The sequence below is a fragment of the Mycobacterium ulcerans subsp. shinshuense genome, from assembly GCF_002355775.1.
GTDB lineage: Bacteria > Actinomycetota > Actinomycetes > Mycobacteriales > Mycobacteriaceae > Mycobacterium > Mycobacterium marinum.
Genome location: NZ_AP017624.1, coordinates 4,398,429 through 4,420,975, shown reverse-complemented (window position 1 = coordinate 4,420,975; position 22,547 = coordinate 4,398,429). Strand labels below are relative to the sequence as shown.

The 22,547-nt window shown below is 64.0% G+C and carries 21 protein-coding genes and 2 pseudogenes; 7 read left to right on the top strand and 16 right to left on the bottom strand.

The genetic code is table 11. The features are described from left to right. Positions 1 to 24 precede the first annotated feature (24 nt). The 4 genes from SHTP_RS19765 to SHTP_RS19750 form a co-directional block, all read right to left on the bottom strand. Positions 25 to 1,878 (bottom strand): serine/threonine-protein kinase, encoded by a 1,854-nt coding sequence (locus SHTP_RS19765; protein ID WP_096371537.1) that lies wholly within the window; start codon positions 1,876 to 1,878, stop codon positions 25 to 27. Positions 1,879 to 2,059: 181 nt separating this feature from the next. Beyond that, positions 2,060 to 2,623, bottom strand: a complete 564-nt coding sequence (locus SHTP_RS19760) for a secretion protein EspD (protein WP_172607302.1) — start codon at positions 2,621 to 2,623, stop codon at positions 2,060 to 2,062. A 121-nt stretch (positions 2,624 to 2,744) separates the two neighbouring features. Next, on the bottom strand, positions 2,745 to 3,056 hold the full coding sequence (locus SHTP_RS19755) for an ESX-1 secretion-associated protein (protein WP_096371535.1): 312 nt from the start codon (positions 3,054 to 3,056) through the stop codon (positions 2,745 to 2,747). A 60-nt stretch (positions 3,057 to 3,116) separates the two neighbouring features. Further along, the gene (locus SHTP_RS19750) at positions 3,117 to 4,289 is read right to left on the bottom strand and encodes an EspA/EspE family type VII secretion system effector (protein ID WP_096371534.1); all 1,173 of its coding nucleotides are present in this window, start codon (positions 4,287 to 4,289) and stop codon (positions 3,117 to 3,119) included. A gap of 191 nt (positions 4,290 to 4,480) precedes the next feature. Between SHTP_RS19750 and SHTP_RS19745 the strand changes: the two genes are divergently transcribed. Together SHTP_RS19745 and SHTP_RS19735 are read left to right on the top strand one after the other, a co-directional pair. Next, positions 4,481 to 5,683 (top strand): ISAs1-like element IS2404/ISMul1 family transposase, encoded by a 1,203-nt coding sequence (locus SHTP_RS19745; RefSeq protein WP_420873027.1) that lies wholly within the window; start codon positions 4,481 to 4,483, stop codon positions 5,681 to 5,683. A gap of 1,443 nt (positions 5,684 to 7,126) precedes the next feature. After that, positions 7,127 to 7,546 (top strand): VOC family protein, encoded by a 420-nt coding sequence (locus SHTP_RS19735; protein ID WP_096371531.1) that lies wholly within the window; start codon positions 7,127 to 7,129, stop codon positions 7,544 to 7,546. 68 nt (positions 7,547 to 7,614) lie between these two features. Here SHTP_RS19735 and SHTP_RS19730 read toward each other — a convergent pair whose 3' ends face one another. Beyond that, complete coding sequence (locus SHTP_RS19730) at positions 7,615 to 8,247, bottom strand: hypothetical protein (RefSeq protein ID WP_096371529.1); 633 nt, start codon at positions 8,245 to 8,247, stop codon at positions 7,615 to 7,617. A gap of 71 nt (positions 8,248 to 8,318) precedes the next feature. Here SHTP_RS19730 and SHTP_RS30175 point away from each other — a divergent pair, with 71 nt between their 5' ends. Both SHTP_RS30175 and SHTP_RS19720 read left to right on the top strand, forming a co-directional pair. Next, entirely contained in the window at positions 8,319 to 8,744 is a 426-nt protein-coding gene (locus tag SHTP_RS30175; protein ID WP_096371528.1) for an Lrp/AsnC family transcriptional regulator, read from the top strand. 192 nt (positions 8,745 to 8,936) lie between these two features. Beyond that, positions 8,937 to 9,845 (top strand): glycerophosphodiester phosphodiesterase family protein, encoded by a 909-nt coding sequence (locus SHTP_RS19720; protein ID WP_020788201.1) that lies wholly within the window; start codon positions 8,937 to 8,939, stop codon positions 9,843 to 9,845. 31 nt (positions 9,846 to 9,876) lie between these two features. On the opposite strand, the pseudogene SHTP_RS19715 reads toward SHTP_RS19720, so the two are convergent. From SHTP_RS19715 to SHTP_RS19700, 4 genes and pseudogenes are all read right to left on the bottom strand, one after another. Then, positions 9,877 to 11,051, bottom strand: a pseudogene (locus SHTP_RS19715) (acyl-CoA dehydrogenase family protein). Positions 11,052 to 11,068: 17 nt separating this feature from the next. Next, positions 11,069 to 12,406: an acetyl-CoA hydrolase/transferase family protein gene (locus SHTP_RS19710; protein WP_015356747.1), complete on the bottom strand. Its 1,338-nt coding sequence runs from the start codon at positions 12,404 to 12,406 to the stop codon at positions 11,069 to 11,071. Beyond that, on the bottom strand, positions 12,406 to 12,933 hold the full coding sequence (locus tag SHTP_RS19705) for a MaoC/PaaZ C-terminal domain-containing protein (protein WP_012395734.1): 528 nt from the start codon (positions 12,931 to 12,933) through the stop codon (positions 12,406 to 12,408). The genes SHTP_RS19710 and SHTP_RS19705 overlap by 1 nt, the downstream gene beginning before the upstream one ends. Beyond that, a complete protein-coding gene (locus SHTP_RS19700) occupies positions 12,921 to 13,769 on the bottom strand; it encodes an aldolase/citrate lyase family protein (RefSeq protein WP_096371526.1) in 849 nt (282 codons plus the stop codon). Before SHTP_RS19700 ends, SHTP_RS19705 begins: the two co-directional genes overlap by 13 nt. A gap of 105 nt (positions 13,770 to 13,874) precedes the next feature. Between SHTP_RS19700 and SHTP_RS29225 the strand changes: the two are divergent. From SHTP_RS29225 to SHTP_RS29875, 3 genes and pseudogenes are all read left to right on the top strand, one after another. Then, positions 13,875 to 14,048 (top strand): annotated as a pseudogene (locus SHTP_RS29225) (LysR family transcriptional regulator); the annotation flags it as partial. Between the two features lie 69 nt (positions 14,049 to 14,117). Next, complete coding sequence (locus SHTP_RS19695; RefSeq protein WP_231991806.1) at positions 14,118 to 14,777, top strand: LysR substrate-binding domain-containing protein; 660 nt, start codon at positions 14,118 to 14,120, stop codon at positions 14,775 to 14,777. Beyond that, a complete protein-coding gene (locus SHTP_RS29875) occupies positions 14,737 to 14,937 on the top strand; it encodes a helix-turn-helix domain-containing protein (protein ID WP_081435744.1) in 201 nt (66 codons plus the stop codon). The genes SHTP_RS19695 and SHTP_RS29875 overlap by 41 nt, the downstream gene beginning before the upstream one ends. A 230-nt stretch (positions 14,938 to 15,167) precedes the next feature. On the opposite strand, the gene SHTP_RS19685 is transcribed toward SHTP_RS29875, so the two are convergent. The 7 genes from SHTP_RS19685 to SHTP_RS19645 form a co-directional block, all read right to left on the bottom strand. Continuing rightward, complete coding sequence (locus SHTP_RS19685) at positions 15,168 to 16,958, bottom strand: serine/threonine-protein kinase (RefSeq protein WP_096371525.1); 1,791 nt, start codon at positions 16,956 to 16,958, stop codon at positions 15,168 to 15,170. 352 nt (positions 16,959 to 17,310) lie between these two features. Beyond that, the gene (embR, locus tag SHTP_RS19675) at positions 17,311 to 18,471 is read right to left on the bottom strand and encodes an ATPase/transcriptional regulator EmbR (RefSeq protein WP_015356742.1); all 1,161 of its coding nucleotides are present in this window, start codon (positions 18,469 to 18,471) and stop codon (positions 17,311 to 17,313) included. Positions 18,472 to 18,807: 336 nt separating this feature from the next. Next, positions 18,808 to 19,518 (bottom strand): C39 family peptidase, encoded by a 711-nt coding sequence (locus SHTP_RS19665; protein ID WP_096371522.1) that lies wholly within the window; start codon positions 19,516 to 19,518, stop codon positions 18,808 to 18,810. Between the two features lie 143 nt (positions 19,519 to 19,661). Continuing rightward, positions 19,662 to 20,030 carry a DUF4189 domain-containing protein gene (locus SHTP_RS19660; RefSeq protein WP_015356740.1) on the bottom strand — a complete coding sequence of 123 codons (369 nt, stop codon included), beginning with the start codon at positions 20,028 to 20,030 and terminating at the stop codon, positions 19,662 to 19,664. An 83-nt stretch (positions 20,031 to 20,113) separates the two neighbouring features. Next, positions 20,114 to 20,854 carry an LppX_LprAFG lipoprotein gene (locus SHTP_RS19655; protein ID WP_015356739.1) on the bottom strand — a complete coding sequence of 247 codons (741 nt, stop codon included), beginning with the start codon at positions 20,852 to 20,854 and terminating at the stop codon, positions 20,114 to 20,116. A gap of 239 nt (positions 20,855 to 21,093) precedes the next feature. Next, positions 21,094 to 21,426: a DUF732 domain-containing protein gene (locus tag SHTP_RS19650; RefSeq protein ID WP_012395726.1), complete on the bottom strand. Its 333-nt coding sequence runs from the start codon at positions 21,424 to 21,426 to the stop codon at positions 21,094 to 21,096. 231 nt (positions 21,427 to 21,657) lie between these two features. Then, positions 21,658 to 21,990, bottom strand: coding sequence for a DUF732 domain-containing protein (locus tag SHTP_RS19645; RefSeq protein ID WP_011741678.1), 333 nt, complete (start codon positions 21,988 to 21,990; stop codon positions 21,658 to 21,660). Positions 21,991 to 22,547 lie beyond the last annotated feature (557 nt).

Sequence of the window (22,547 nt, the reverse complement as noted above, 5' to 3'; positions counted from 1 at the left end):
CCCAGCTCCGATTGTCGTGGTTGTTCATGAGTGTGAGGACCACCAGGCGTAGAGCTGGTCGAGGTTGGGTCCGGGCGGTTTTGCGGCGACGAGTGCGAATACCAGCGTTCGCTCGTTGCTCCACATCACCTGCGGTTCGGCACCCTTGTAGATGCCGCAGGCGACCTGGCCGAGGACGGTGTTGGGGTCCTGCGTGTGCCACCACGTTCCTGGTGACGCCTTTCCATCGGGGCAGGTGAGGATCGAAAAGGTTCCGATGAACGCGGTGAATGCGTTCTTGAGCGCCGAAAGGTTGGCGTACAGCCCGTAGGCGGCCACGGTAGGCCCGTCGGCATCGGTGTTCTTCTTGCACTTCACCGATGCCACTGCGCCCGGCATCGGCCGCGTCTCGGGCGTGCACGCACCCGCGGGGTAGCCCGACGGCAGCAGGCCCATCAAGCGGGTTTGGGCGTCGGGGCGCCGCGATGTGGTCGACGGTGCGGGTGTGGTTGTGGCCGTGCTGCCGGTTGTGGTTCGTGCCGTGGTGGAGGTGGTTCGTTGTCCGGTTGGTTGCGGGTTGTCATCGTGGGTGGCCGCCCAGATGACGATCGCGACGAGGATCATGACCAGGATTGCTACGGCGACGCCGGAGACAATCGCCCAGGGATTTCGAGCACGCGGCGGCCGCTGTGGGACACCTGGATTCCATGCCGGCGTACCGCCAAGCTGTTGCGGCGCCAGCGCGCGTGGCGCCGCGCCGGGGGACATGCCGCCATCCCAGGGCGGGGGCGCAACGGGGGAGTGTGCCGGGGCAGCGGGATGCGCGCCGGGGGACCAGGCCGGCTGGCCGATGGGACCCGACGGCGGGTGGGTCGGCCCTGAGGGCCCCGACCTGGGGATCGGTTCGGAGCTGTAGGCGGGCATTGGGCCAGAGCTGTGCTGGGGGTTGGCCGGCCCGCAACGGGGCTCCCGCCGGTGTTCGAGGGTAGGTTGCTCGACGACCTGGCCTGGCAGGGTGGATTGCTGGCTGCGCCGCAATATGGTCTCTGCCTGGTTCTGATCGGGGGTGCTGAGCGCCTGGTGGGCGGCGCGGGCCAGGTCCCCGGCGCTGGCGTAGCGGTCTGCGGGTTTCTTGGCCATGCCGCGCGCGATCACCGCATCGAGGGCCTTGGGGATTTCCGGGTGGACCGCGCTGGGCTTGGGGATGGGCTCCATCATGTGGGCGCTGATCAACAACCCGGCGTTGTTGGACTGGTAGGGCGCAGACCCGGTCAGGGATTCGTGCAACACGCATGCCAGCGCGTAGATGTCGGCGTGGTGGGTGACCCTGTCATTGGTAAACCGTTCGGGGGCCATGTATTTCCAGGTGCCTACCGCGGCGCCCATCTGGGTGAGTTTCTCGTCGGTGGCCGCGTTGGCGATGCCGAAGTCGACCAGATAGGCGAAATCGTCGCGGGTGATCAGGATGTTGGGCGGTTTGACATCGCGGTGCATCACCTCGTCGGCATGCGCGGCGTCCAGTGCCGAGGCGATCTGGGTGATGATCGCTACCGCGCGTGGCGGGGTCAGGGGGCCGAAGCGCTTGAGCAAACTGTCCAGGTTGGTGCCCTCGATCAGGCGCATCTCCAGGAACATCTGCCCATCGATTTCGCCGTAGTCGTGGATCGGCACCACGTGGGGTTCCTGCAACCGGCCGGTGATGCGGGCTTCGCGCTTCATGCGCTCCCGAAACACCGGATCGCTGCTGAAGGTTTCCGACATCAACTTGACCGCGACGGCCCACCCTTTGACGGTGTGCTCGGCCTCGTAGACCTGACCCATCCCGCCACGGCCCAGAGGGCGGATGAGGCGGTAGGGGCCGAACATCGACCCTGCGCGCGCACTGGGCGCCTCGCTCATCGTTGACCCTCCAAACCAACCGCGACCCAGCCGACACTAGCAACGTTGGACCCAGGAAACGGGTGTCAGGATTGTGTCGGGTCGTGGTGGCTACTCGGTCGGGGCAACCATGCGGGCTCGAGTTCGCCGTGCGCGGGTCAGCGAGCGGGCACGCACCCGTTGCGGCGGTCAACCTCGTTGGTCAGGCGAAACCACATTGCTCGCTGGCGCTGTCGTGGGCGGAGCGGTCGTCGCCGTAGCGGGTCGCGAACACCTCAGCCTCCGCGGCGGCCGCTTCCTCCGGCGATGGCAAGCTCCACGTGTTGCCAACGAAGTCCTGCAACTGTTGGACGCGTTGTTGATCTCCGTCCGCGGCGTGCGTGAGCTTGTTGAGGATGAAGGCATATTGCGCCGCCTGCGCCTTCTGGCGAGCCAAGTCTGCCAGCACCAGGATCTCGGAGGCGAGCTGCGACTCGCTCATCCGTGCCACCTTCTTCGACAGCTCTATATCTTCGGTCCGGCCGTCCATCAACGCCGAAACCGCTACGCTTCCTTGAGGATTCGTTACGGTGAATACTGCGATCTCGTCTTCTTCCGGTTGCTCCTGTGGCGCGGGGGAGTCATCCGCGCTGGCTTCGCTGTCCTGGGCCCCTGCCCCGGCGAAGCCGACAATCGGGTCGGCTGTCCACCGCTGCTTTCCGTCTGGGTCCCAGAGATCTACGGCATCGAAATCATCGCTGTCGAAGTCGTTTCCGGGCAAGTTCACCACCGCGTCCCTTCTGACCTTGGTGTCGAGCATGGCGAAGTTGGCTTCGCGCGCACGCGTCGGCCAAATCGAAAAGCTGCCCCGTGTGTACGCCGCAGCGCGACGCACGCACCGAAGCTGTTCAGCTGAATAACGATCCGAGCGCCTTGCTCCACGTGTCGTCGGCCTCGGTGTATGCGCGTGCCGCCGTGCGCAAATTCTTGGCGAGGTCGATACCGTCGCTATTGAGCGAGGAGCCAAGGGCGGAACGGGTACTTTCATACATCTTCAACGTGGTGTTGAACTGCGAGCAGTACGAACCGTGAGTGACCGTCACCGATTCGCTTAGCCCAGAGGCGACTTCGGTCCCGGAGGTGGCGCTGGCCGCCGCATTGTCGTGGTGCGACGCCAGCACACCGAGGAGCTCGGGCTGCACTTTCAGGTTCTCCGTCATTGGTGGTATCCCTTCCGTCTAGCGTTGCTTTGCGCGGTCGATCCGGCTGGTCAGGTGGGGCTAGCCGGCGCGTCGCTCCGCGATCCGCGCAGCGGCACCCACCCCAACTTCAACTGGCGCGCGTTCGGCATCTTCGGTGCCCGCCGCGGCGCCTTCCGAGTACTTCTTGTTGCTGGTCGCGCCTTTCGATCCGGCCGACGCGGGATGCATCCCGCCCATGCCCTGGCCCCCCTGCGCGGAAGCCGCTTGCGCATGTTCGCCGACCGGTGCGCTGGAGACTCGGGTTGGGCCCTCGCTGGTCAGACGCGGATCCTGGCGTGTCGCGGCCGAACGCAGCTGGGCCACGTTGGGCATGGAGCCGAAGCCGGACCCGCCGCCAAGGCCGAGCCCGCCGGGCAAGCCGGCCGAGCTGACCAGGCTGGCCGAATCCGCCGCGCCGACCGACCCGGCCGAACCGGCTGCCCCGGCTGAGCTGAAGAAACTGGTCAATTGGGACAAGCCGCCGCCCATACCGCTCAAGCCGGGGATGCCGCCAAAGAAGGACTGCAGTTTTGATCCCCATTGCGACAGCAGTGAGGAAGCCCAGGAGACGAGCTTGTTCAGCAGGTCCTTGAGGAATTCGAACGGGTGGGTCAAGAATTCCCACACCTCTTCGAGGATGCCCTTGATGATGTCGACCACGTCCGAAACGACGTCCGCCACGGCCTCCGCCAACAACTTGGCGAGTTGGGCCGGCAGGCTGACCAACTTCATCGAGTTGATCAGGGTTTTCACGACCAGATAGGCAAGCGCTCCGCCGACGACGGCCATCGCCGCCGCGCACACCGGTGCCTGGAACGCGGCCGACATGGCCCACCCGACAATCGGGATGTAGGTCAGGTCCACGGCGACCGGACGGACGAACTCGAGGCCTTTCTTCGCGTCCTCGAGGATCTCGCGCGTTGTCTTGACCGCGCTGGCCTGATCGGCGATCAGCTTCTGAAGCTCACGATCCAGCTCCGCCAGCTCTTTGAAGAAATTGACGTGCTTGCGGTTCTTGCTGGAGTAGTGATCGGCGGCCGAACCCAGCCAACCATCGCCGGGGAACGCCGACCCTAGGTCATCTAGGGCCTTGCCAAAGAACGACAGTGCGGAGTCGATGATGCCGCCGTCTTCGGGCAATCCAATCCCAAGGAGAGCGTGCAAACCGTTGATCGCGCTAATCGTGGGATCGATGATGAAGGCTCTGCTCATGGCTACTACCTGCCCAACGGTTGTCGATTCCGCGCACACCGCATGCGCCAGGGCTCCGGCGTTGTTGATTAGCAGGCTTGTGAGCTGGGTTGATGATCTTTGGTGCCGCGCTATTGGGGCCGGAGTGTAGGCACGGACTATCTGGAGAACGATCGAGTTGGTTACTGTTCGTCGTTGGTCTGGAGTTGCCCGTGCCTATCGTTTCAGTATTGCCTGTGTCGTCGGTTCCAGAGGTGTTCGACCGCTGGAGTCCTGGTGAGCGCAGCGGGCTCATCGGATCGGAGTTTCTCGATGTGTTGGCCTCGGTGCCAGACCCGAGGGACCCACGCGGTCGGAGGTATTCGCTGATGGCTTTGTTGGCGATCGCGGTTCTGGCCACTGCCGCGGGGATGCGCGGCTATGCTGGTTTTGCCACATGGGCGGCCACCGCTCCCGATGATGTGTTGGCCCAATTAGGGGTCCGGTTCCGGCGGCCCAGTGAGAAGACCTTCCGCGCTGTTTTGTCTCGGCTAGACCCCGCCGACCTCAACGCCAGGATGGGCAGTTACTTCACTGCACACGTGGCCAGCAGCGACCCCAGTGGATTGGTGCCGATCGCGTTGGACGGCAAGATGCTGCGTGGTGCTTTACGCGCCAAAGCGACAGCCACGCATCTCGTGTCGGTGTTCGCCCACCGTGCCCGATTGGTGCTCGGTCAACTCGCTGTCGCCGAGAAAAGCAATGAAATTCCCTGCGTACGTGCCCTGCTCACGCTGCTGCCGGGTAGCTTGCGGTGGCTGGTCACCGTGGATGCGATGCATACCCAGGTCGTCACCGCGAAGTTGATCTGCGCCACCTTGAAGTCGCACTACCTGATGATCGTCAAGTCCAACCAAGCCAAAATACTTGCGCGTATCACCGCGCTGCCCTGGGCCGAGGTGCCCGCAGCCGCTACCGACGACTCCCGCGGCCACGGCCGTGTCGAGACCCGCACCCTGCAAATCATCACCGCTGCACGAGGAATCGGCTTCCCCTACGCAAAACAAATCATCCGGATCACTCGTGAACGCTTGATCACCGCCACCGACCAGCGCAGCGTGGAGGTGGTCTATGCCATCTGCAGCCTGCCGTTCGAGCACGCCCGCCCTACCGCGATCATGACCTGGATGCGTCAACACTGGGGAATCGAGAACAGCCTGCACTGGATACGCGACGTCACCTTCGACGAAGACCGTCAAAGGGCACATACCGGAAACGGCGCACAGGTCCTAGCAACGCTACGCAACACCGCGATCAATCTGCACCGCCTCAACGGCGCCGACAACATCGCCGAAGCCTGCCGGATCACCGCTTTGACCGCCAACCGCCGCCTAGACCTCCTCAATCCACAATTCCCCAGCTCACAAGCCTGCTAATCAACAACGCCGGAGCCCTGCCGCATGCGCGGATTGAATTACAGGCTTGGCCCTTCTTAGTAATCCTGATTCCGGTAGATGTCAACGATTTTTTTGTTGACGATCCTGAAGCTGGAGTCGTCCTCGGCTTGGTGATCGACTCGATGGGCTTCGGTTGCCAGGTGCTTTGCTGTGACTTTGCTGAGTGTCGTGTCGGGTTGCTGGACCCGGGCGCTGGCAACCGCTCCGCGGGGCATTGGCGGGCGTATCGGAATCGGTATCCGCCTCGAGTCGATGCATCAGATACGGGCGTCGCGCGTGCGAGATATGTTGCTATAGAGTTGATTCAGGCGCTGGTGGGGCCGCTTCTCGCGGCGGCTTCACGGCCAGCGTGCGTTCGTGGGGCCGGCGCATCGGCCTGGGGAAGCGTCCTCGGCCGAGCCGCCTCGGCGTCACGCTAGCGGCCGGTGGCGGAGTTGCGCTGTACGATCGTCCCAGTTACCCGGGCGTCGCGTGCGCTGGGCGACTCGGCCGATGCCGAAATGGTCCGCAATACCTTTGGGGATGGGGAAAGTGTCCGTGGCTGACGTCCGTCTCGGTATTTGGGTCGACAGAGTTTCGCGGCACACTATTAATGGCATCGAACTATTAACTATTATCGATCTCTGGTGTATAAATGTCGCGAATTCTCGCGGCGAATGCCATTGCGAATTGCCGCAGCTGTGGTTCGCGTTTAGCGGGTTCCGCGAGCAGCCGGAAACTCGAAAGGCTTTGGAGTGGACGTGCCGAGGTGCCCGATATCCGTGGCGGTTTGCTACCAAGCCATTGCGGCAATTCTGCATGGTGGGACGGGTTTGCGACGTGCTGGACCGCAATGGAGTCCCGGCCTTGCGGGCCTCGCGCGAGGCCTGGGTTTCACCCAGGTGCAGTTACCGTCGCTGCTGGCCAGAAGATCAGCGATCAAGATCACATTGGGCGGTGCGGCGTGACTCGCAGGCAAATGTTGCCATGGGACACAGATCCTGAGAGCTGCTAGCGATGTATGTGTGAATGATATGAATGCAGCAAACCCATCCGGGCTGTCGCCGCTGCGCCGCGTCGTCGTGCCGAAAAGGGTTGGGGTGCAGCTTTGCTCCGGGCCGGACGTGGCTCGCTGGCGGGTGAGTTCGCGGCCTCTGCGGGCTACCCGGTGCCCAAACGATGCCGGGAGCGTGCCGGACATGCCGGCCAGACGGGCGGGTGGCCGGAGGAGTCCGTTGCCATACTGTGGGTTGCATTACCCAATGTGGTCGACAGGGCCGATTGCGGGCGACATCGTCGGCGTTGCACCGGGTGCTAGGCGCGCCCTCGAGTTGGGCCGTCACATCGCACCCGCACCGCGCCGCCAGCCGTGCTCCGTGCGCCGTGTCCCGTCCCCCCTCGGGGCCCGCCGAGTAACAGTCGGCACAGACGGATAGGGAAGCCATGAAGATTCACCGCCTCGACCACCTAGTCCTCACGGTTGCCGACATCGACGCCACCATCAGGTTTTACACGCGGGTGCTGGGCATGGAGCAGGAAACGTTTGGCGGCGGGCGTAGAGCGCTGCGATTTGGCTGGTCGAAGATCAACCTGCACCAGCGGGGCGCCGAGTTCGAGCCGAAAGCCCAGCGTCCCACCCCCGGAAGCGCCGATCTCTGTCTGATCGTGGAGGATCCGATGGACGCGGTCGCGGCGCAACTGCACGCGGCGGGAGTGCCGATCGTGGACGGGCCGGTACAGCGAACCGGCGCCTGTGGGCCGATCATCAGTGTGTATGTGCGCGGCCCCGGCAATAACCTCGTCGAACTGTCGAACTACCTGGACGCTGATGGCGGGCCGGACCAACGGCTCACTGGCGTTTGACGATTCGTCCGTGGACATCAGTGGACATCGTCGGTCGGTTTGTCCGTGTGGCGCCGGCCGGTGAGGCATCACCGGGCCGCGGAGGCCAGCATGACTACCCCGAGGGCGCCGCCGACGACGTTACCCACCAGGATGGTCAGGCGCCGGGTGCGGGCAGTGCTACCAGCGCCAACGACCGCACCGATCCAGACCAGCAACAACTGCCACAGCAGTGACGCCAGCCCGACGCCGGTGACAACGGCGATCGCGGCGCTGCCCCCCAGCGACTGTTCCAGTGTGGCGGCTATCGCGGTGAAATAGACCAACGTTACGGGGTTGATCGCGGTCAGGCCAAAAAAGAACGCGAATCGATCGCTAGAGCGCGGTGATTGCCAGTGCTGAGTCGCCGGCTCGCAACGCCGCAACCCTCGTGCGATTCCCGCCGCGGCCACCACAACCAGCAGGAGTGCGCCGATGACTTCGGGCCAGGAGCCCAAGCCTTCGACCGCCGGCCCCGCAAAACGTCCGACCAGCATCGCTGCGGCGCAATACATCACATCGACACACGACACCGCGGCCGCCGCCACCGCGGCGCGACGAACTCCTCGCTCGACTCCCTCTCGCAGCAGCAGCACGCCAATCGCGCCTAACGGCACCGCGACGCCAAGCCCGGCGGCCAGTCCGACTCCGAACGCCGAGGCAATCCCCGCAACAACTGACATGGCTACCCACTATCGCGCCGAGTCCAACCTTGCGATGACAAATGTCTCAGCTCAGCCAGTAAATTCTCAGTATGGACGACATTGACAGTGAAATTGTCGACATCTTGGCCCAGGATGGCAGAGCATCTTTCAGTGCCATGGGGCGCGCCATCGGACTTAGCACGAACGCCGTCGGGGCAAGAGTCCGACGGCTAGAGACCACCGGCGTCATCCTCGGCTACCGGGCAGTGCTCGCCGCAGAAAAGGCTCCGAACGGAGGAATCGAGGCATTCGTCGACGTGCGTCTTCGATCAGAACAGGACGGCGACCAGTTTCTGGCATGGGCGGCCAAGGACCCCGCCATCAGCGACGCTGTCCACGTAACCGGGCCTTATGACTACCTCCTGCACATCCGGGTTCGCGATACCGCCGACCTAGATCGCCTCCTGCGCAGGCTGAAAGCCGCCGCAGGGGTGGCCCAAACCCAAACACGCATCGCACTGCGATCCCAGCACTGAACCCAAACCCATTGCGGGAGCGGACCGTGTCACCGTTTCCATCCGGCAGCTAGGGTATGGCTCGAAGAGCAGTCCGGTCCGGGCAGATGCGCTGTCGGGCAGTTACTTTGGTCACAATGACCGCGCATGGTTGACCCTCGCTGCGCAGCGGTGTGGCGCTGTAGGGCGGGGACTCGTGAAGGGAATCGACGAATGAGATCGGCAATTTTGGGTGCGGTCGCGGCGGTTGCCGTGCTGGGAGGCGCTTGCTGCGTGGCAGGGGCGGCGCCGTCCACTGCGGCTTCCGGGCCGATGATCATCGCCCATCGCGCGGGCGCGGCCGACTTCCCGGAAAACACCCTGCTAGCGATAACGAACGCGGTTTCATCCGGTGTCGACGGTGTGTGGCTGACCGTGCAGGCCAGCGAGGATGGGGTGGCGGTGTTGTACCGGCCGAGTGATCTGGCGACGTTGACCGACGGAGCGGGACCAGTGAATTCCAAGACCGCCGGGCAGTTACAGCAGCTCAACGCGGGCTGGAATTTCACCGAGCCGGGCGTCGACGGCTATCCCTACCGGCAGCGGCCTACGCCGATACCCACGCTCGAACAGGCAATCTCCGCGGTCCCGCCCGATATCGCGCTGTTTCTGGATCTCAAGCAGACTCCCGCACAGCCGGTGGTATCGGCGGTCGCGCGGGTGCTGAACCAGACCGGTGCGGCGGAACGGGCGACCGTCTACTCCACCGATGCGACCATCACCGAGGCAGCGGCTCAGCAGCATCTGCGAGTCGCCGAAAGCCGTGACATCACCCGCCAGCGACTTCTCGACATGGCGCTGAACCATCACTGTGACCCAGCGCCGGATCCTGGCAAGTGGGCCGGCTTTGAGTTGCACCGGAGCATCACGATCACCGAAGAATTCACGTTGGGTGTTGGGACCTCAAAGGTAGACGCGCAGCTATGGGACCCGGCCGCCGTCGAGTGCTTCAAGTCGGGATCCCCGATGAACGTCATGGGCTTCGCCGTCAAGACTGCCGACGACTACCAGCTCGCCAAGAAGGTCGGACTCGACGCCGTGCTAGTCGACTCACCTCGGGAAGCCCAACACTGGGCGCGATGAACAACGGGCTGCTGACGACGCCCGGCGGCGGTTAGATTCCGCCGCGGGCTATCAGTTGTCTGGCGATCACGTTGCGCTGGATTTCGTTGGTGCCTTCGCCGACGATCATCAGGGGTGCGTCGCGGAAGTAGCGTTCGACGTCGTATTCGGTGGAATAGCCGTAGCCGCCGTGGATTCGGACGGCGTTGAGCGCGATTTCCATGGCGGTTTCGGAGGCGAAGAGTTTGGCCATGCCGGCCTCCATGTCGCATCGCTGGCCGCTGTCGTAGCGTTGGGCGGCGTAGTGGGTGAGTTGGCGGGCGGCGGTGAGTTTGGTTGCCATGTCGGCCAAGTAGTTTCCGATGGCTTGGTGTTTCCAGATCGGTTGGCCGAAGCTGTGGCGTTGCTGGGCGTAGGCCAGGGCGTCGTCGAGTGCTGCGCTGGCCACGCCCAGGGCGCGGGCGGCGACCTGGATGCGGCCGGTTTCGAGTCCTTTCATCATCTGTGAAAACCCTTGACCGGGTTGGCCTCCCAATATCGTGGAGGTCGGTGCCCGGTAGTTGTCGAAGGACAGTTCGCAGGCTTCCACGCCCTTGTATCCCAGTTTGGGCAGGTCGGCTGAGATGTTCAGGCCGGGGCCCGGTTCCACGAGCACGATCGAGATGCCGTGGTGGCGGGGTGTGGCGTGGGGATCGGTCTTGCACAACAGGGCGACCAGCCCGCTGCGGCGGGCGTTGCTGATCCAGGTCTTGGCGCCGGTGATCAGCAGCTGGTCGGGTCCGTCAGCCATCGCGGTGGTGGACATGTTTTGGAGTTCGGAACCGCCGCCGGGTAGGTCAGGGCCATGGTGGCGCGCAGCTCGCCGGTGGCCATGGCTGGCAGGTAGGTGGATTTTTGTTCGTCGGTGCCAAAGAGCATCAGCAGTTTGGCCACCACGGTGTGTCCGCCCATGGCGCCGGCCAGGCTCATCCATCCGCGGGCCAGCTCCTGGGTGACCTGGACGTAGCACGGCATCGACACCGGCGATCCGCCGTAGGCTTCCCCGATGGCCAGGCCGTAGATGCCGATGCGTTTCATCTGCTCGATCCAGGCCTGCGGGTAGGTGTTGGCGTGTTCGACCTCGCGCACGCTGGGCCGCACGTCGCGGTCGATGAAGGCCCGCACAGTAGCCACCAGCATCGCCTCGTCCTCATCAAGCTGACTGTCCGGGCTGTCGTTGTTCATCATCGGTGCAAGGTTCCCTTCTAGATGAGGTGCATGTGTTGTGCGCACTCGGCTAGCCACGGTCGGTAGTCGGGATGCGCGAGCCCGATCAGCGCCTCGGCGCGGGCGGAACTCGACAGGCCCTTCAGATTGACGGTTCCGAACTCGGTAGCCACATAGTGTGTTTCGTTGCGCGGCGTGGTTACGGGTCCGGAAAGTCGCGGAACGATCTTGCTGATCGTCCCGCCGCGGGTGGTCGATGCGAATGCGATGATCGACTTGCCCCCGCGCGAGGCATAGGCACCACGCACGAAGTCCAGTTGACCGCCCGCGCCGGTGAACTGGTGCCCATTGACATGCTCGGAGTTGCACGCGCCCGTTAGGTCCATCTCGATCGTCGAGTTCACCGAGACAACGTTGTCGTTGCGGGCGATCACCGCAGGATCGTTGACATAGTCGACGGGGTAGCTCTCCAACTTGGGGTTGTTGTCCATGAATTCGTAGGTCTTGCGATCGCCGAGCGCGAAAGTGAAGACGGCTGCGCCCCGATTGATCGCCTTGTGTCGCCCGGTGACAACTCCTCGGCGCACCAGGTCGGCCAGCGCAGGGGTGAATACCTCGGAGTGGATACCAAGATCGCTACGGTCTCTTAGCTGTTCGCATACCGCTTGAGGCAGTCCACCCACGCCGATCTGCAGGCAGGCTTGCTCGGGCACTAGCGCGGCAACATGGGTTGCGATGACCCGATCGAGCTCGCTGATGGGGCGTTGCGGCAGCTCGGGTAAGGGGGCGTCGTTTTCGACGATGGCGTCGACCTCATCGACGTGCAGCATCGAGTGTCCGAAGACTCGTGGCATGTTGGGGTTCACCTCGACGATGAGGTGGCGGGCCTGCCGGGCCACCGAACTGGTGTAGTCGTTGTTGGTTCCGAACGTGAAGTAGCCTTGCTCATCCATCGGGGAGACCGTCACGATAGTTGTATCGACAGAGATGGTTTCGGTGAATAGCCGTACCGCATTGCTGAACGAATTCGGAATGAACTGCACAACTTTGCGTCCGTCGTGTTCGCCATGGGCGATCAAGTCTCGCTCGGCGGCTTGCAGGAACATCGAGTTGGGCAGGAACCGCCCCATCAATTCGTAACGCAGTACGGTATCGGCCATCGGCCGCTCGGCGTGGTAGTAGAAGAGCCGGACGCGATCGATCTCGCGGCGTTCGGCGCGGGCCGCGAGAGCCTGGAGCAGCGCTGGTGGCTGGCAGGCGGCTTGGCCGACTGCCACCGCCGATCCAGAGGTGACCGCCAGTATGGCGGTGTCGGGATCGGCTAGCTTGGCGCGGTATAGGGCGGCGTGGTCCTTGACTGCAACGCAATTTTCCATCAGTAGTTCGCCTCACCCGCGGGTGAACCGGCACGTTTGTAGATCAGCATGGTGCGTTCAAAGGTCATCACGACGACTCCGTCCTGGTTGGTCCCTTGGGTTTGAACCGACACAATGCCTTGGCTCGGACGACTTTTCGACTCGCGTTTGGCGAGCACGGTGGAGCTGGCGTAAAGCGTGTCGCCTGCGAAAACGGGGTGGCAGGCGCGAACGTTGTCCCACCCCAGATTGGCAACTACCTTGGCGCTGACGGTCCGAACACTCATCCCCGTCAGCATCGCGATGGTCAACGTGGAATCGACAAGCATCTTCTGCCACTCGGTAGCTGCCGCATAGCGTGCATCGAAATGCACGGGCTGGGTATTCATGGTCAGCAGGGTCATCCAGATGTTGTCGGTGTCGGTGATCGTTCGGCCTGGTCGATGCTCGAAAGTGTCGCCGACGACGAAATCTTCGTAGTACAAGCCCGCGGTTTCCCGGTACACGCCGGGCGCGACTTCCCGATAGGCCGAAATCAGCTCATGCATGGTTCCTCCTCGTTCACACCCTGAGCTCTGGCAAGGATGCCGCGCGCGCGGCGGGCCATCGCCTCGTCCACCATTCGACCGCCAACGGACCCGGCGCCTGCCTGAGCAGACTTGAATACCTCGCGTGCCCAATTGATTTCGGATTGACCGGGAAGAAATCCGGAATTGATGAGCGCTACGTGATCGGGATGGATTGCCGCCTTCCCGGCGAATCCTTCTGCGACGGCCTCGCGGACGGCCTGGCGCAGTCCGGGTATGTCGTCGATGTCGAAGAACGGGGCATCGATGACCGGTATCTTTGCGGCGGCGGCGTGGCTGAGGATGGTGCTGCGAGCATGTCGCACAACGGCGGCGGACGGTTCTGCGCCTAGGTCGGCTGCCATTTCGGCGCTGCCGAAGATGACTGCGTCGACCAGGCGCGGGTCGAGCGCGCAGTCCGGATTTGCCGCCACAACAGCGGTTTCGGCGGTCGCGATGAGTCGAGTTGTCTTCTGTGACTGCCGAAGCAGGCGTTTGACCAGGCCGATCTCGGCCGCGGACTGCACCTTTGGGAGCATCAGAAAATCTGGGTCGGCCGCAGAGTCGAGCAACGCGGTGAGGTCCCGCCAGCCATCCAGGGTATCGGGGGCATTGACCCGGATGGCCGCCATCGTCTTCGCCGGCGTTGTGGTGCAAAGAAAATTCAGCGCGTCCCGGCGAGCCTGCGCCTTGTCGCGGGGGGCCACCGAGTCCTCGAGATCGAGGATGAGTGCCTCGGCATGCACCGCTGCCGCGGTCAGGTAGTGCTGGGTTTTGGTTGCCGGTGTGAACAACAAACTGCGCGGAATGGGTTTCATCTTGTGGTCTCCTCGGGGTCTACGACCACGCTAGGAACCAACCAGGTTTGCGTCTAGCACAAGGTTTCGAAGAACTGTTCAGTTTTGCGCAAGTATCCTGGGCCGGTGGAGCTCTATCAATTGCGCTACTTTCAGGCCGTTGCGGAATGCGGCACGCTTCGGGGCGCCTCCGAGCAGCTCTTGGTGTCGCAGTCTGCGGTGAGTCGTGCCATCACGCTGCTCGAGGCTGAGATCGGCGTGCAACTGTTCACCCGGCGAGGCCGCACCAACGAGCTCAATCGATATGGACAGGCTCTACTGGTGGGCAGCCGGCTGGCCCAACGCAGCGTCTCTTCGGCAATCGACAACGTGCGTGAGCTCGCCGGTGTCAGCGGCGGGACGGTAGCACTGGGCTTTCTTCACTCCCTGGGGATGCAGACGGTGCCGCATCTGATTCGCCTGCATCACAGCCGGTTTCCGCAGGCGCGGTTCGAACTGCATCAACGTTCCGGTCAAGGTGTGCTCAGCGACCTGGTCAGCGGTGTTACCGATGTGAGCTTGAGTTTTCCGGCCGCCTTCGAAGGCTACGGCGAGATAGCCTGGCAGACGCTATTCACTCAGCAACTTTATGCGGTGGTCAGCACTGATCATCCACTCGCCGGTCGCCGGCTGATCAGATTTCCCGAACTGGCCGCCTATCCGTTCGTGGTGCTCGACCGTGACCACACTTTGCGTCGCATCGTTGATGCGGCGTGCGCCCGCCACGGCATAGATCCGACCCCGGCGTTCGAAGGGACCGACGTCGGGACGCTGCGTGGCTTGATCGGAGCGAATCTCGGGGTCGGGGTGCTGCCGCAGGCGACGGCAAGGCCCGCTGACATCATCGAAATCGCGATTGATGATGCGCAACTGGTCAGGCCCATCGCGATCGGGTGGATCGCGGACAGATGTCTGCCTTCGTCGGCGGTCGCATTCCGCGAGACAGCGCTTGGCTGCTACGGTCACCGGGTTTCTGCGGCGGGAGTATAGGTCGAAGGTCCGCGGGGTTCTCGATGCATTGACCCCTGCCGAGCCGGCACTGACTCTCGCCGAAATCCATTCTCGCACCGGCTTTCCCGCGTCTACCGTGCACCGACTGGCGGCGAACCTGGCAGACCTGCCGGAGCGGTTTCTCGTTTACCGCCGGTAAGCGTGACGAAGGTGCCGCCGGACTGTCCGCGCCGGTGTTCGATGATCAGCGGACCCAGCTTCCGGCTGCCCCGCAGCGGGCCCAAGGGTTGCTCGCCGACGTGCTAAGCGCCGCGGCGCAAGCCACGAGGATGCTCGGCGGTCGCCTGCCCCACTAGTGGGGCACGGCCGTCTGTTCCGGAACGCCACCCGGTGACCGCAGCGCCGATCGGCGCACCGGCGAGGAGTGGTTCACCCGTACTTCGCCCACCAGGTGTGGAGTTCGTCGAGGGTGGCCGGGTCTCCGAAGGCGTCGCTGAGCATCAGCTTGTCGTCGTTGCTCCAGATCACGTTCGGGTGGTTCTTGTAGGTCCCGCAGGCGATCATTCCGGCCGTCACGTCCGGTGTCCGGTCATAGTGCCACCCGTCGGGAGACGGGCCCTCGCCCGGACAATTGGCCAGATCCACCGCGGCAATGTCGTCGTTGAAGGCCTGCTTGAGTGCTTCCAGACTCGGGAACAGCCCATAAACAGCGCGACTTGGTCCGCCATCGTTGGTGTTCTGCCCACAGTTGTACATCGCCACCGCCCCCGTCCAAACGCTGTTGGGTTTGGGCGTGGTTGCGGTGCAGACACCACTGGCGTAGCCCGACGGCAGGTAACTCAGCAACCGGGCCTGAGGGTCACCGGCCGGGGTGGTCGTCGTCTCGGGGCTGGTGGTCTCCGGTTTGGGGGAAGTAGTGGTGGTGCTGCCCGTAGTGCCGGGGCCCGCTTTGGGGGTGGAGTCGGAATTGGTCACCAGCCAGACGCCGATCCCGCCAACGATGAGGACAAACACCAGTGCGGCAACGCCGGCAACGATCGGCCAGGGATTGCGTTTGGGTGGTGGCTGGTTCCACGGCGTCGGCCCGACGGGTTGTTGCGGTGGCGTGCCTGGCGGCGTGCTTGCCCAGCTGCCGCTTTGGTAGTACAGCGGGACTTGGGCCGGTTGGTGTGCGGCCGGGATGGGACCGCTCGCGGGCGCCCACCCGGGCTGCCCGGTCGGTGCGGACTGAGGCAACGGCCCCGAACTGGCCGGATCGGCATACGGCATGGCCGGTGGCGGGGTGACGGCGGGCATGGTCGGCGGTTGGGGGGTGATCGCGGCGGTGCCGGGCAGCGTGGATTCCCGACTGCGCCGCAGGATGTCGGCCGCGTGGTCCTGATCGGGGTTGCTGAGTGCGTCATGGGCGGCGCGGGCTAGATCCCCGGCGCTCGCATAGCGTTCCTCGGGCTTTTTTGCCATGCCGCGGGCGATTACCGCGTCGAAGGCCTTGGGGATCCCCGAGCGCACCGTGCTTACTTGCGGGACAGGATCCATCAAGTGGGCGGTGCCCAGCGTGCCTGCGCTGTCTGACCGGTAGGGCGGGGATCCGTTAAGGCACTCGAACAGCACACATGCCAGCGCATAGATGTCGGCGCGGTAGGTGACCTCTTCGTTGGCGAACCGCTCGGGCGCCATGTATTTCCAGGTGCCCACCGCGGTGCCCAACTGGGTCAGTTTCTCGTCGCCGGTGGCGCTGGCGATCCCGAAGTCGACCAGGTAGGCGAAATCGTCGCGGGTGATCAGGATGTTGGGCGGTTTGACATCGCGGTGCATGACCCCGTCGGCGTGCGCGGCGTCCAGCGCCGAGGCGATCTGGGTGATGATGGCCACCGCACGTGGCGGGGTCAGGGGGCCGAAGCGCTTGAGGATGCTGTCCAGGTCGGTGCCCTCGATCAGGCGCATCTCCAGGAACATCTGCCCGTCGATTTCGCCGTAGTCGTGGATCGGCACCACGTGGGGTTCCTGCAAACGTCCGGCGATGCGCGCTTCGCGTTTCATCCGCTCGCGAAACACCGGGTCTTTGCTGAATTCGGTGGTCATCAGCTTGACCGCCACTGTCCACTCTTTGACGGTGTGCTCGGCCTCGTAGACCTCGCCCATGCCACCCCGGCCCAGGAGCCGTTTGAGGTGGTAAGGGCCGAACATCGACCCCACACGCGAGTCTGGCGCCTCGCCCATTGCTGACCTCCTCAACCCAACCCGAATCCTGGCGACTTTATCAACAGGCCCGACGTGTCGTCCCGAGTCCAATCACCGGCCCAGCAACCATTGACGGTAAGCCCTCGCTAGTCGGCTCGCATGAAAACGGCCACATCGCCCGGGTTCGCGGGTGCCGACCGGTCGCGGTCAAAAGGTGGGACGGCGTCAGTGGGGCAGCCGGGCTGGTGCGGCCGGCCGGAACGGCCGCGGAGACGGAGATGGCTTTGGCCAAAAGCCTTGTGGCGATCTCGGATTGCGTCGCAGGCCAGCCCGTCGATCAAGCGTTGCGCGCCGAAAAGCATTGCTAAACAACCCGGTTGGACGAGCTGGCTCACCGGGGGTTTCGTGCGGTGAGCTGGAAGGTGAATTCGTGGTCGCAGATACGGATGTGGTCGCCATCGTTGAGCGTGACGGCGCCGCGGATCCGCTGGTGCTGTACATGCACTCCGTTGGATGACCGTAGGTCGTTGATGATGTAGTTGGTTCCGGTGTCGATGATGACGGCGTGGTGGCGGCTGACGTTCGCGCTGTCCAGGACGATGTCGTTGTCGCTGAGCCGCCCGATTCGGGTTGCCGCGGTCCGAATCGGGTAGTCGTGACCCGACGCGATGGTGTGCAAGTAGGCGACGGCCTGCTGGCCCGACACCATTGTGCGCTGGTCGAGCACCGTGACTGTGCCAACGGCGGTGGACTTGGCGTTCATCTTGGCGTCGAGTGGTTCCTGACGCAGGATTCGTTCATTGAGGGCCCGCAGGGTCGGGCCGGGATCGATGCCGAGGTCTTCGGCGAGGGTCGTCTTTACCCGGCGATAGGCACCTAGTGCGTCGGATTGGCGATCGGTGAGGTAGTAGGCGGTGATCAACTGCGTCCACAGCGGCTCGCGGTAGGGATGCTCGGCGGTCAGCGCTTCAAGTTCGGTGATCACCGCGGCCGCCCGGCCGCAGGCGATTTCGGCTTCCGCCTTCGCGGTATGGGCAAGGATCTTATCCTCGACCAGTGCGGTGGCGAACGCGTCGACGAACTGAAAGTCTCGCAGGTCGTCGAGTACGGGTCCACGCCATTGGGCCAACGCCCTCGACAAGTGCTGGCTGGCCTGCTCGAATTTGCCGGCCGCGGCCGCATGCACGCCGGCGGTCTTCTCGGCGATGAACCTCCCCAGATCGCACGTGCTATCCGGGATGCTGAGCCGGTAGCCCGGCGGGGCGGCGGCCAGCATGGCCCGTGGATCGACCCCGGCGCCGCTGAGAAGCTTGCGCAGATTGGACACGTAGGAGTGAATGCTGGCCCGCGCCCCCGCCGGCGGCCACTCCTCCCACAGGGCGGTGATCAGTGAGTCGACCCCGACCGGCCGGTTGCGGTTGATCACCAGCATGGCCAGAACCGCGCGCTGCTTGGGTGTGCCCAGCGGCACCAGCTCGCCGTCGATAGTCATCTCCAACGGTCCGAGTAGACCGAATTCGAGACGTTTGTCCACCATTGCGCTACCAGCCATTCCGGGTCCTCCGCGGCTTCACTCGCGTTCGCATCCCTAGCAGTCGGGTGTCATTACTGGTTTGTCGTTACTGGTTATTGTGGTACCAAGTTCGCCGATGCGGTGAGAACCGGGGATCCCGGCACGTCGGCGAGGTGTCGGGGCCGTCCGGCATCGGTGTCGGCCGTTGGTTCTGGCCGCAGATGGTTACCACGATGGCCGTTGAAATGCCCGCGCTGCCAAGACGATCACTGGTATTGCATGCGAATTGTCTTGGTGTGCTTGCGAACATGCCCGTGCGGGCGGCCGGTCCGGTGCGTGTGCACCGGGTGGGCCGCCCGCGGTGGTGATCGATGGTCAATTGCTGGCTTGGGTGGTCACGGCCATGAAGTCTTGGCTGGTGGCCCATGCCTGCATGAACAGGGCCATCGGGACCTGCTCGTCGCGCCCCTCGTCGCTGCCGCTGTCGTTGAGGTGCACGACCCCGTTGGCGGTGTCGACACCGGTCACGACCACCGCGTGGTCAGAAACCGGGTTGCCGGCCTCGTCCTTGTTGTCGATGGTCACGCCCCAGATCATTTCGGCGTTGACACTGACGATCACCGCGCGACCGTTGCCCAGGTGGTGCTCGAGGGCCTCCATGCCGGTGAGGACTCCGTTGCTCGGGGCGTTGTCCAGGTTGGTAAGAACAGCGTCGATGCCGTAGTGCGCCAGCAACGTCGCGATGTCGGCCTGGCTGGTGCCCTGGCCCGAGTTCGGGTTCTTGGTGTCGGCCGGCTTGGTGTAGATCGACCCGGGGTGCACGGCGCTGGGGGTCGTCTGGGCCACCTTGATGTTGGCCTGCTCCGAGGGCTCCTTGCCGGTCACCTGACCGACCACGTCGGCGACGGCCATGATGAGGCAGTCGTCGTATTTCTGGTAGCGCCAGTACTTGGCGGCAGCCGCTGGGTCGCCGTACATCGTGCCGGACGCTGCACCGGCCGGGCTGGCCAGTCCCAGTGCAACGGCACCGGCGGCGATCGCGAAGGTGGCTGTCTTGAGGGCGGTGGCGATCTTGTTGATCTTCATCGTCTGTCCTTTTCTCAGTTCCGCGGGTGCGGAGTGGGCGTTGAGAAAAGGTTCTTATGTAGGCCTTTTTGTTATCTCCACGAATTCTTGGGGTGATCTGCTGCCCGCCGGTCGACGGTGGTCATCGCATGGGTCGGGCAGGTTCAGTTGCATGCCCAGGTGTCGATGTAGCCGCCCCCGAGCTTGCTCAGCGCGTCTTTCATCGCGGCGCTCAGGGTGGGCCCGACACCGCCTTCGAAAGTCTTGCCGTCGGCAGCCACCGCCCCACAGGCGGTGAAGGTGGTGAGCACTTTGCAGTCGGAGTAGCCACATAGTTTGACGGCGGTTGCTTCGGCGGCCGCTCGGGTCGGGTAGTGCGACGCTCGTCCCCAGGAGCCGTCGCCGGAGTAGGCGATCGCGCCGTATTGGTCGGCGGCATCAGCGACGGGTGCGAGCGTCAGGGTAGTTGCCGTGGCGGTAGCCACACTGGCGACGGCCACCGCTAACCGCCGCCGACGGGAGATCGTCGTCATTGGTGAGTCCTTTCCAAGTGCCGGTGCTCCGGCGGTTTCAACGGCTTGCGATGAACTGCGATGAACTGCGCTCACGACAATGGCTAGACCGGCTTGGTTGCGGTGACCTGCTTGCCCCAGTCGGACATGGTCAGCGTCACCGATGTGGCCGGGGTCGGCAGGATCTTGATCTGCACCAGGTGAGAGGACCCGTCGGTAGCTATCCAGACGGTGGTGGGCACCGTGGTGACGTCCGCGGAGGTAAGCCGCGAGCCGGCAAGCGTGGCGATGTCGTCCGCGGCCGAGTTCCCGGTGATCTTGGTGGTGGCTACACCGTTCACCTGCTCGCTGCCGGTGACGGATGCTTCCTTGAGGTTGGCCAGCAGGTTGGCCAACCCCTGGTTGGGGTCAAGCAACACCGAAACGTTGTAGATGGATGCCCCGTCACCGAAATCGGTATATGTGCCGGGCTGTCCCAGGTCCGAATACAGATGACCGTCGACATAGACGAACTTCGCGTCCTCTTGTTTGTTGCCGACGAGCATCGTCGCGCTTCCGGTGGCCACGGTCTGCGGTGAGTTGGAAATGTCGCCCTCGAGCTTGGTCACGCGCAAGTTCGGCACGTCGCCGTCCACCGTGAGGTTCACATGCATTCCGGTGACCTTGCGCATGGCCTCGGCGGCCTGCTTGAGGATGGTGGCCGCCTCGGCGCTACTGGTGGTGACGGTGGTGCCGGTGGCCGTCCCGGGTCCGCCGGAACCACCGTTGCTCGAGCAGCCCCCGATCGCGAGCACGACTGCCAGTGTGACGGCGGTGGCGACAACGGAACGAGGCGGATGCTTCATCGGAATTCTCCTTATGTTGGCCCACGGCATTGTCGTGCTTAGCAATCTGTGAGCGGCGCAGTCAACAATCCACCACCGAACTCGAAGGGCCCGAGTGGGTGTGAAAGTTTTGGGTGCAGATCCTTGCGGACACTGGGATTGCGGATCCGCCGGCAAGTCCCCAAGCTCCGCTTTCGGACCGGAAACGACGGATGCGGGGATCCGGAAATCAGGATCCCCGCACGCCCGGTCGGTTGGTCCTAGGTCAGCTGGCTGGCGTATTCGGGGCAGTAGACCTTGGTAGCGTCCACGACGAAGTAGGCCGCTTGCTTGGTGGTCAGGTTGGTCTGGCTGAGGATCTCCTCGGCGATGTCGGTGCCCGTCTTTCCGCTGGCCAATTCCTGGCAGACCTGGTGGCCCTGGCGCACGGCCGACTGAGTTGAGGAGAAGGTGACGCCGACTCCCTTCATCTGGGCGATGAAGGTCTCGTCACCGGTGCTGGCGTTCGCGGCGCCGGCGCCGGCGATGGCGAGGCCGATTGCGGCGGCGCCGATTGCGGTGGTGATGGCTGCGGTGATGCGCGGTGAGAACATGGTGGCGATCCTCTGTCGGTGATTTTCCGTTGGTGATTTCACCTTGAGGCCGGCGCCTTGGCGGATTCTAAATAAGTTCTTGGCAAGTTCTTGGCGCCCGTCCGCCAACCCGCCTTGGCGATGATCGGCACACTGAGATTGGTTTGAAAAGCACTGTCGCATAATTGAACTCGCCGATAGCAGGCCGAAGCGGGGATCCCGGGCCGGGATCCCCGCGTGGTTGGCGAAGGGCTAGGCGAGCTGGCTGGCGTACTGCGGGCAGTAGTCCTTGGTGGCGTAGACCACGAAGTAGGCCGCTTGCTTGGAGGTCAGGTCGGTCTGGCTGAGGATTTCCTCGGCGATGTCGGTGCCCGTCTTGCCGCTGGCCAATTCCTGGCAGACCTGGTGACCTTCCCGGTCGGCCGCCTGAGGTGAGGAGAAGGTGACCCCGACCGACTCCATCTGTGAGATGAAGGCGGTGTCGTCGGTGCTGGCCGCAGCGCTGCCTGCGGTCGCGATGGCTAGCCCGACGGCGGCTGCGCCGATTGCGGTGGTGACGGCTGCGGTGATGCGGGTTGAGAACATTGCTGAGGTCCTTTGCTCTGGTTTCCCTGGCTGGATGACCCCAGCATCGGGCCGGCCGCTCCAAGGATTCTCAACAACTTCTTGGCGCACTCCAGTGATGGCGTCGCGGCGGCTGCGCGCCGGCATCGTGGCTAGCCCGCGCGAGCTCGATCCGCGCCATTGGCCATATGCCGCTCCCGTTGCCGGCATTGGGCTGTAGCGCTGCACCGTTGACCTGGATCACGATTTCGCGCCCGCTCCTGCGTGGTTCCTCCCGGCAAATGCCCTGATGGATCTATAAGCAAGGAGAGCAACCGAATTCTGGTGGTAGGCGTTGTGTCCGACCGTGAAAGTTGCGATGCTCGGCACAGTTAGTCTGGCTTCGGCGTGGACGATAGTGGACGTCAGTGTGGCTCTATGCGAGCAATTTTCGCGTTTGATGGCTAGGCAGCGAAATTGGGCTGTCTACGGTGTCGACTGCGGTTGGCGGTCAGTGTGGCGCAATGCGAGTGGTTTTCGAGTTTAGCGGTTGGAGTGCGAAGTATCTGCTGGTCACAGCCCGGATGGCTTTCGTGGCC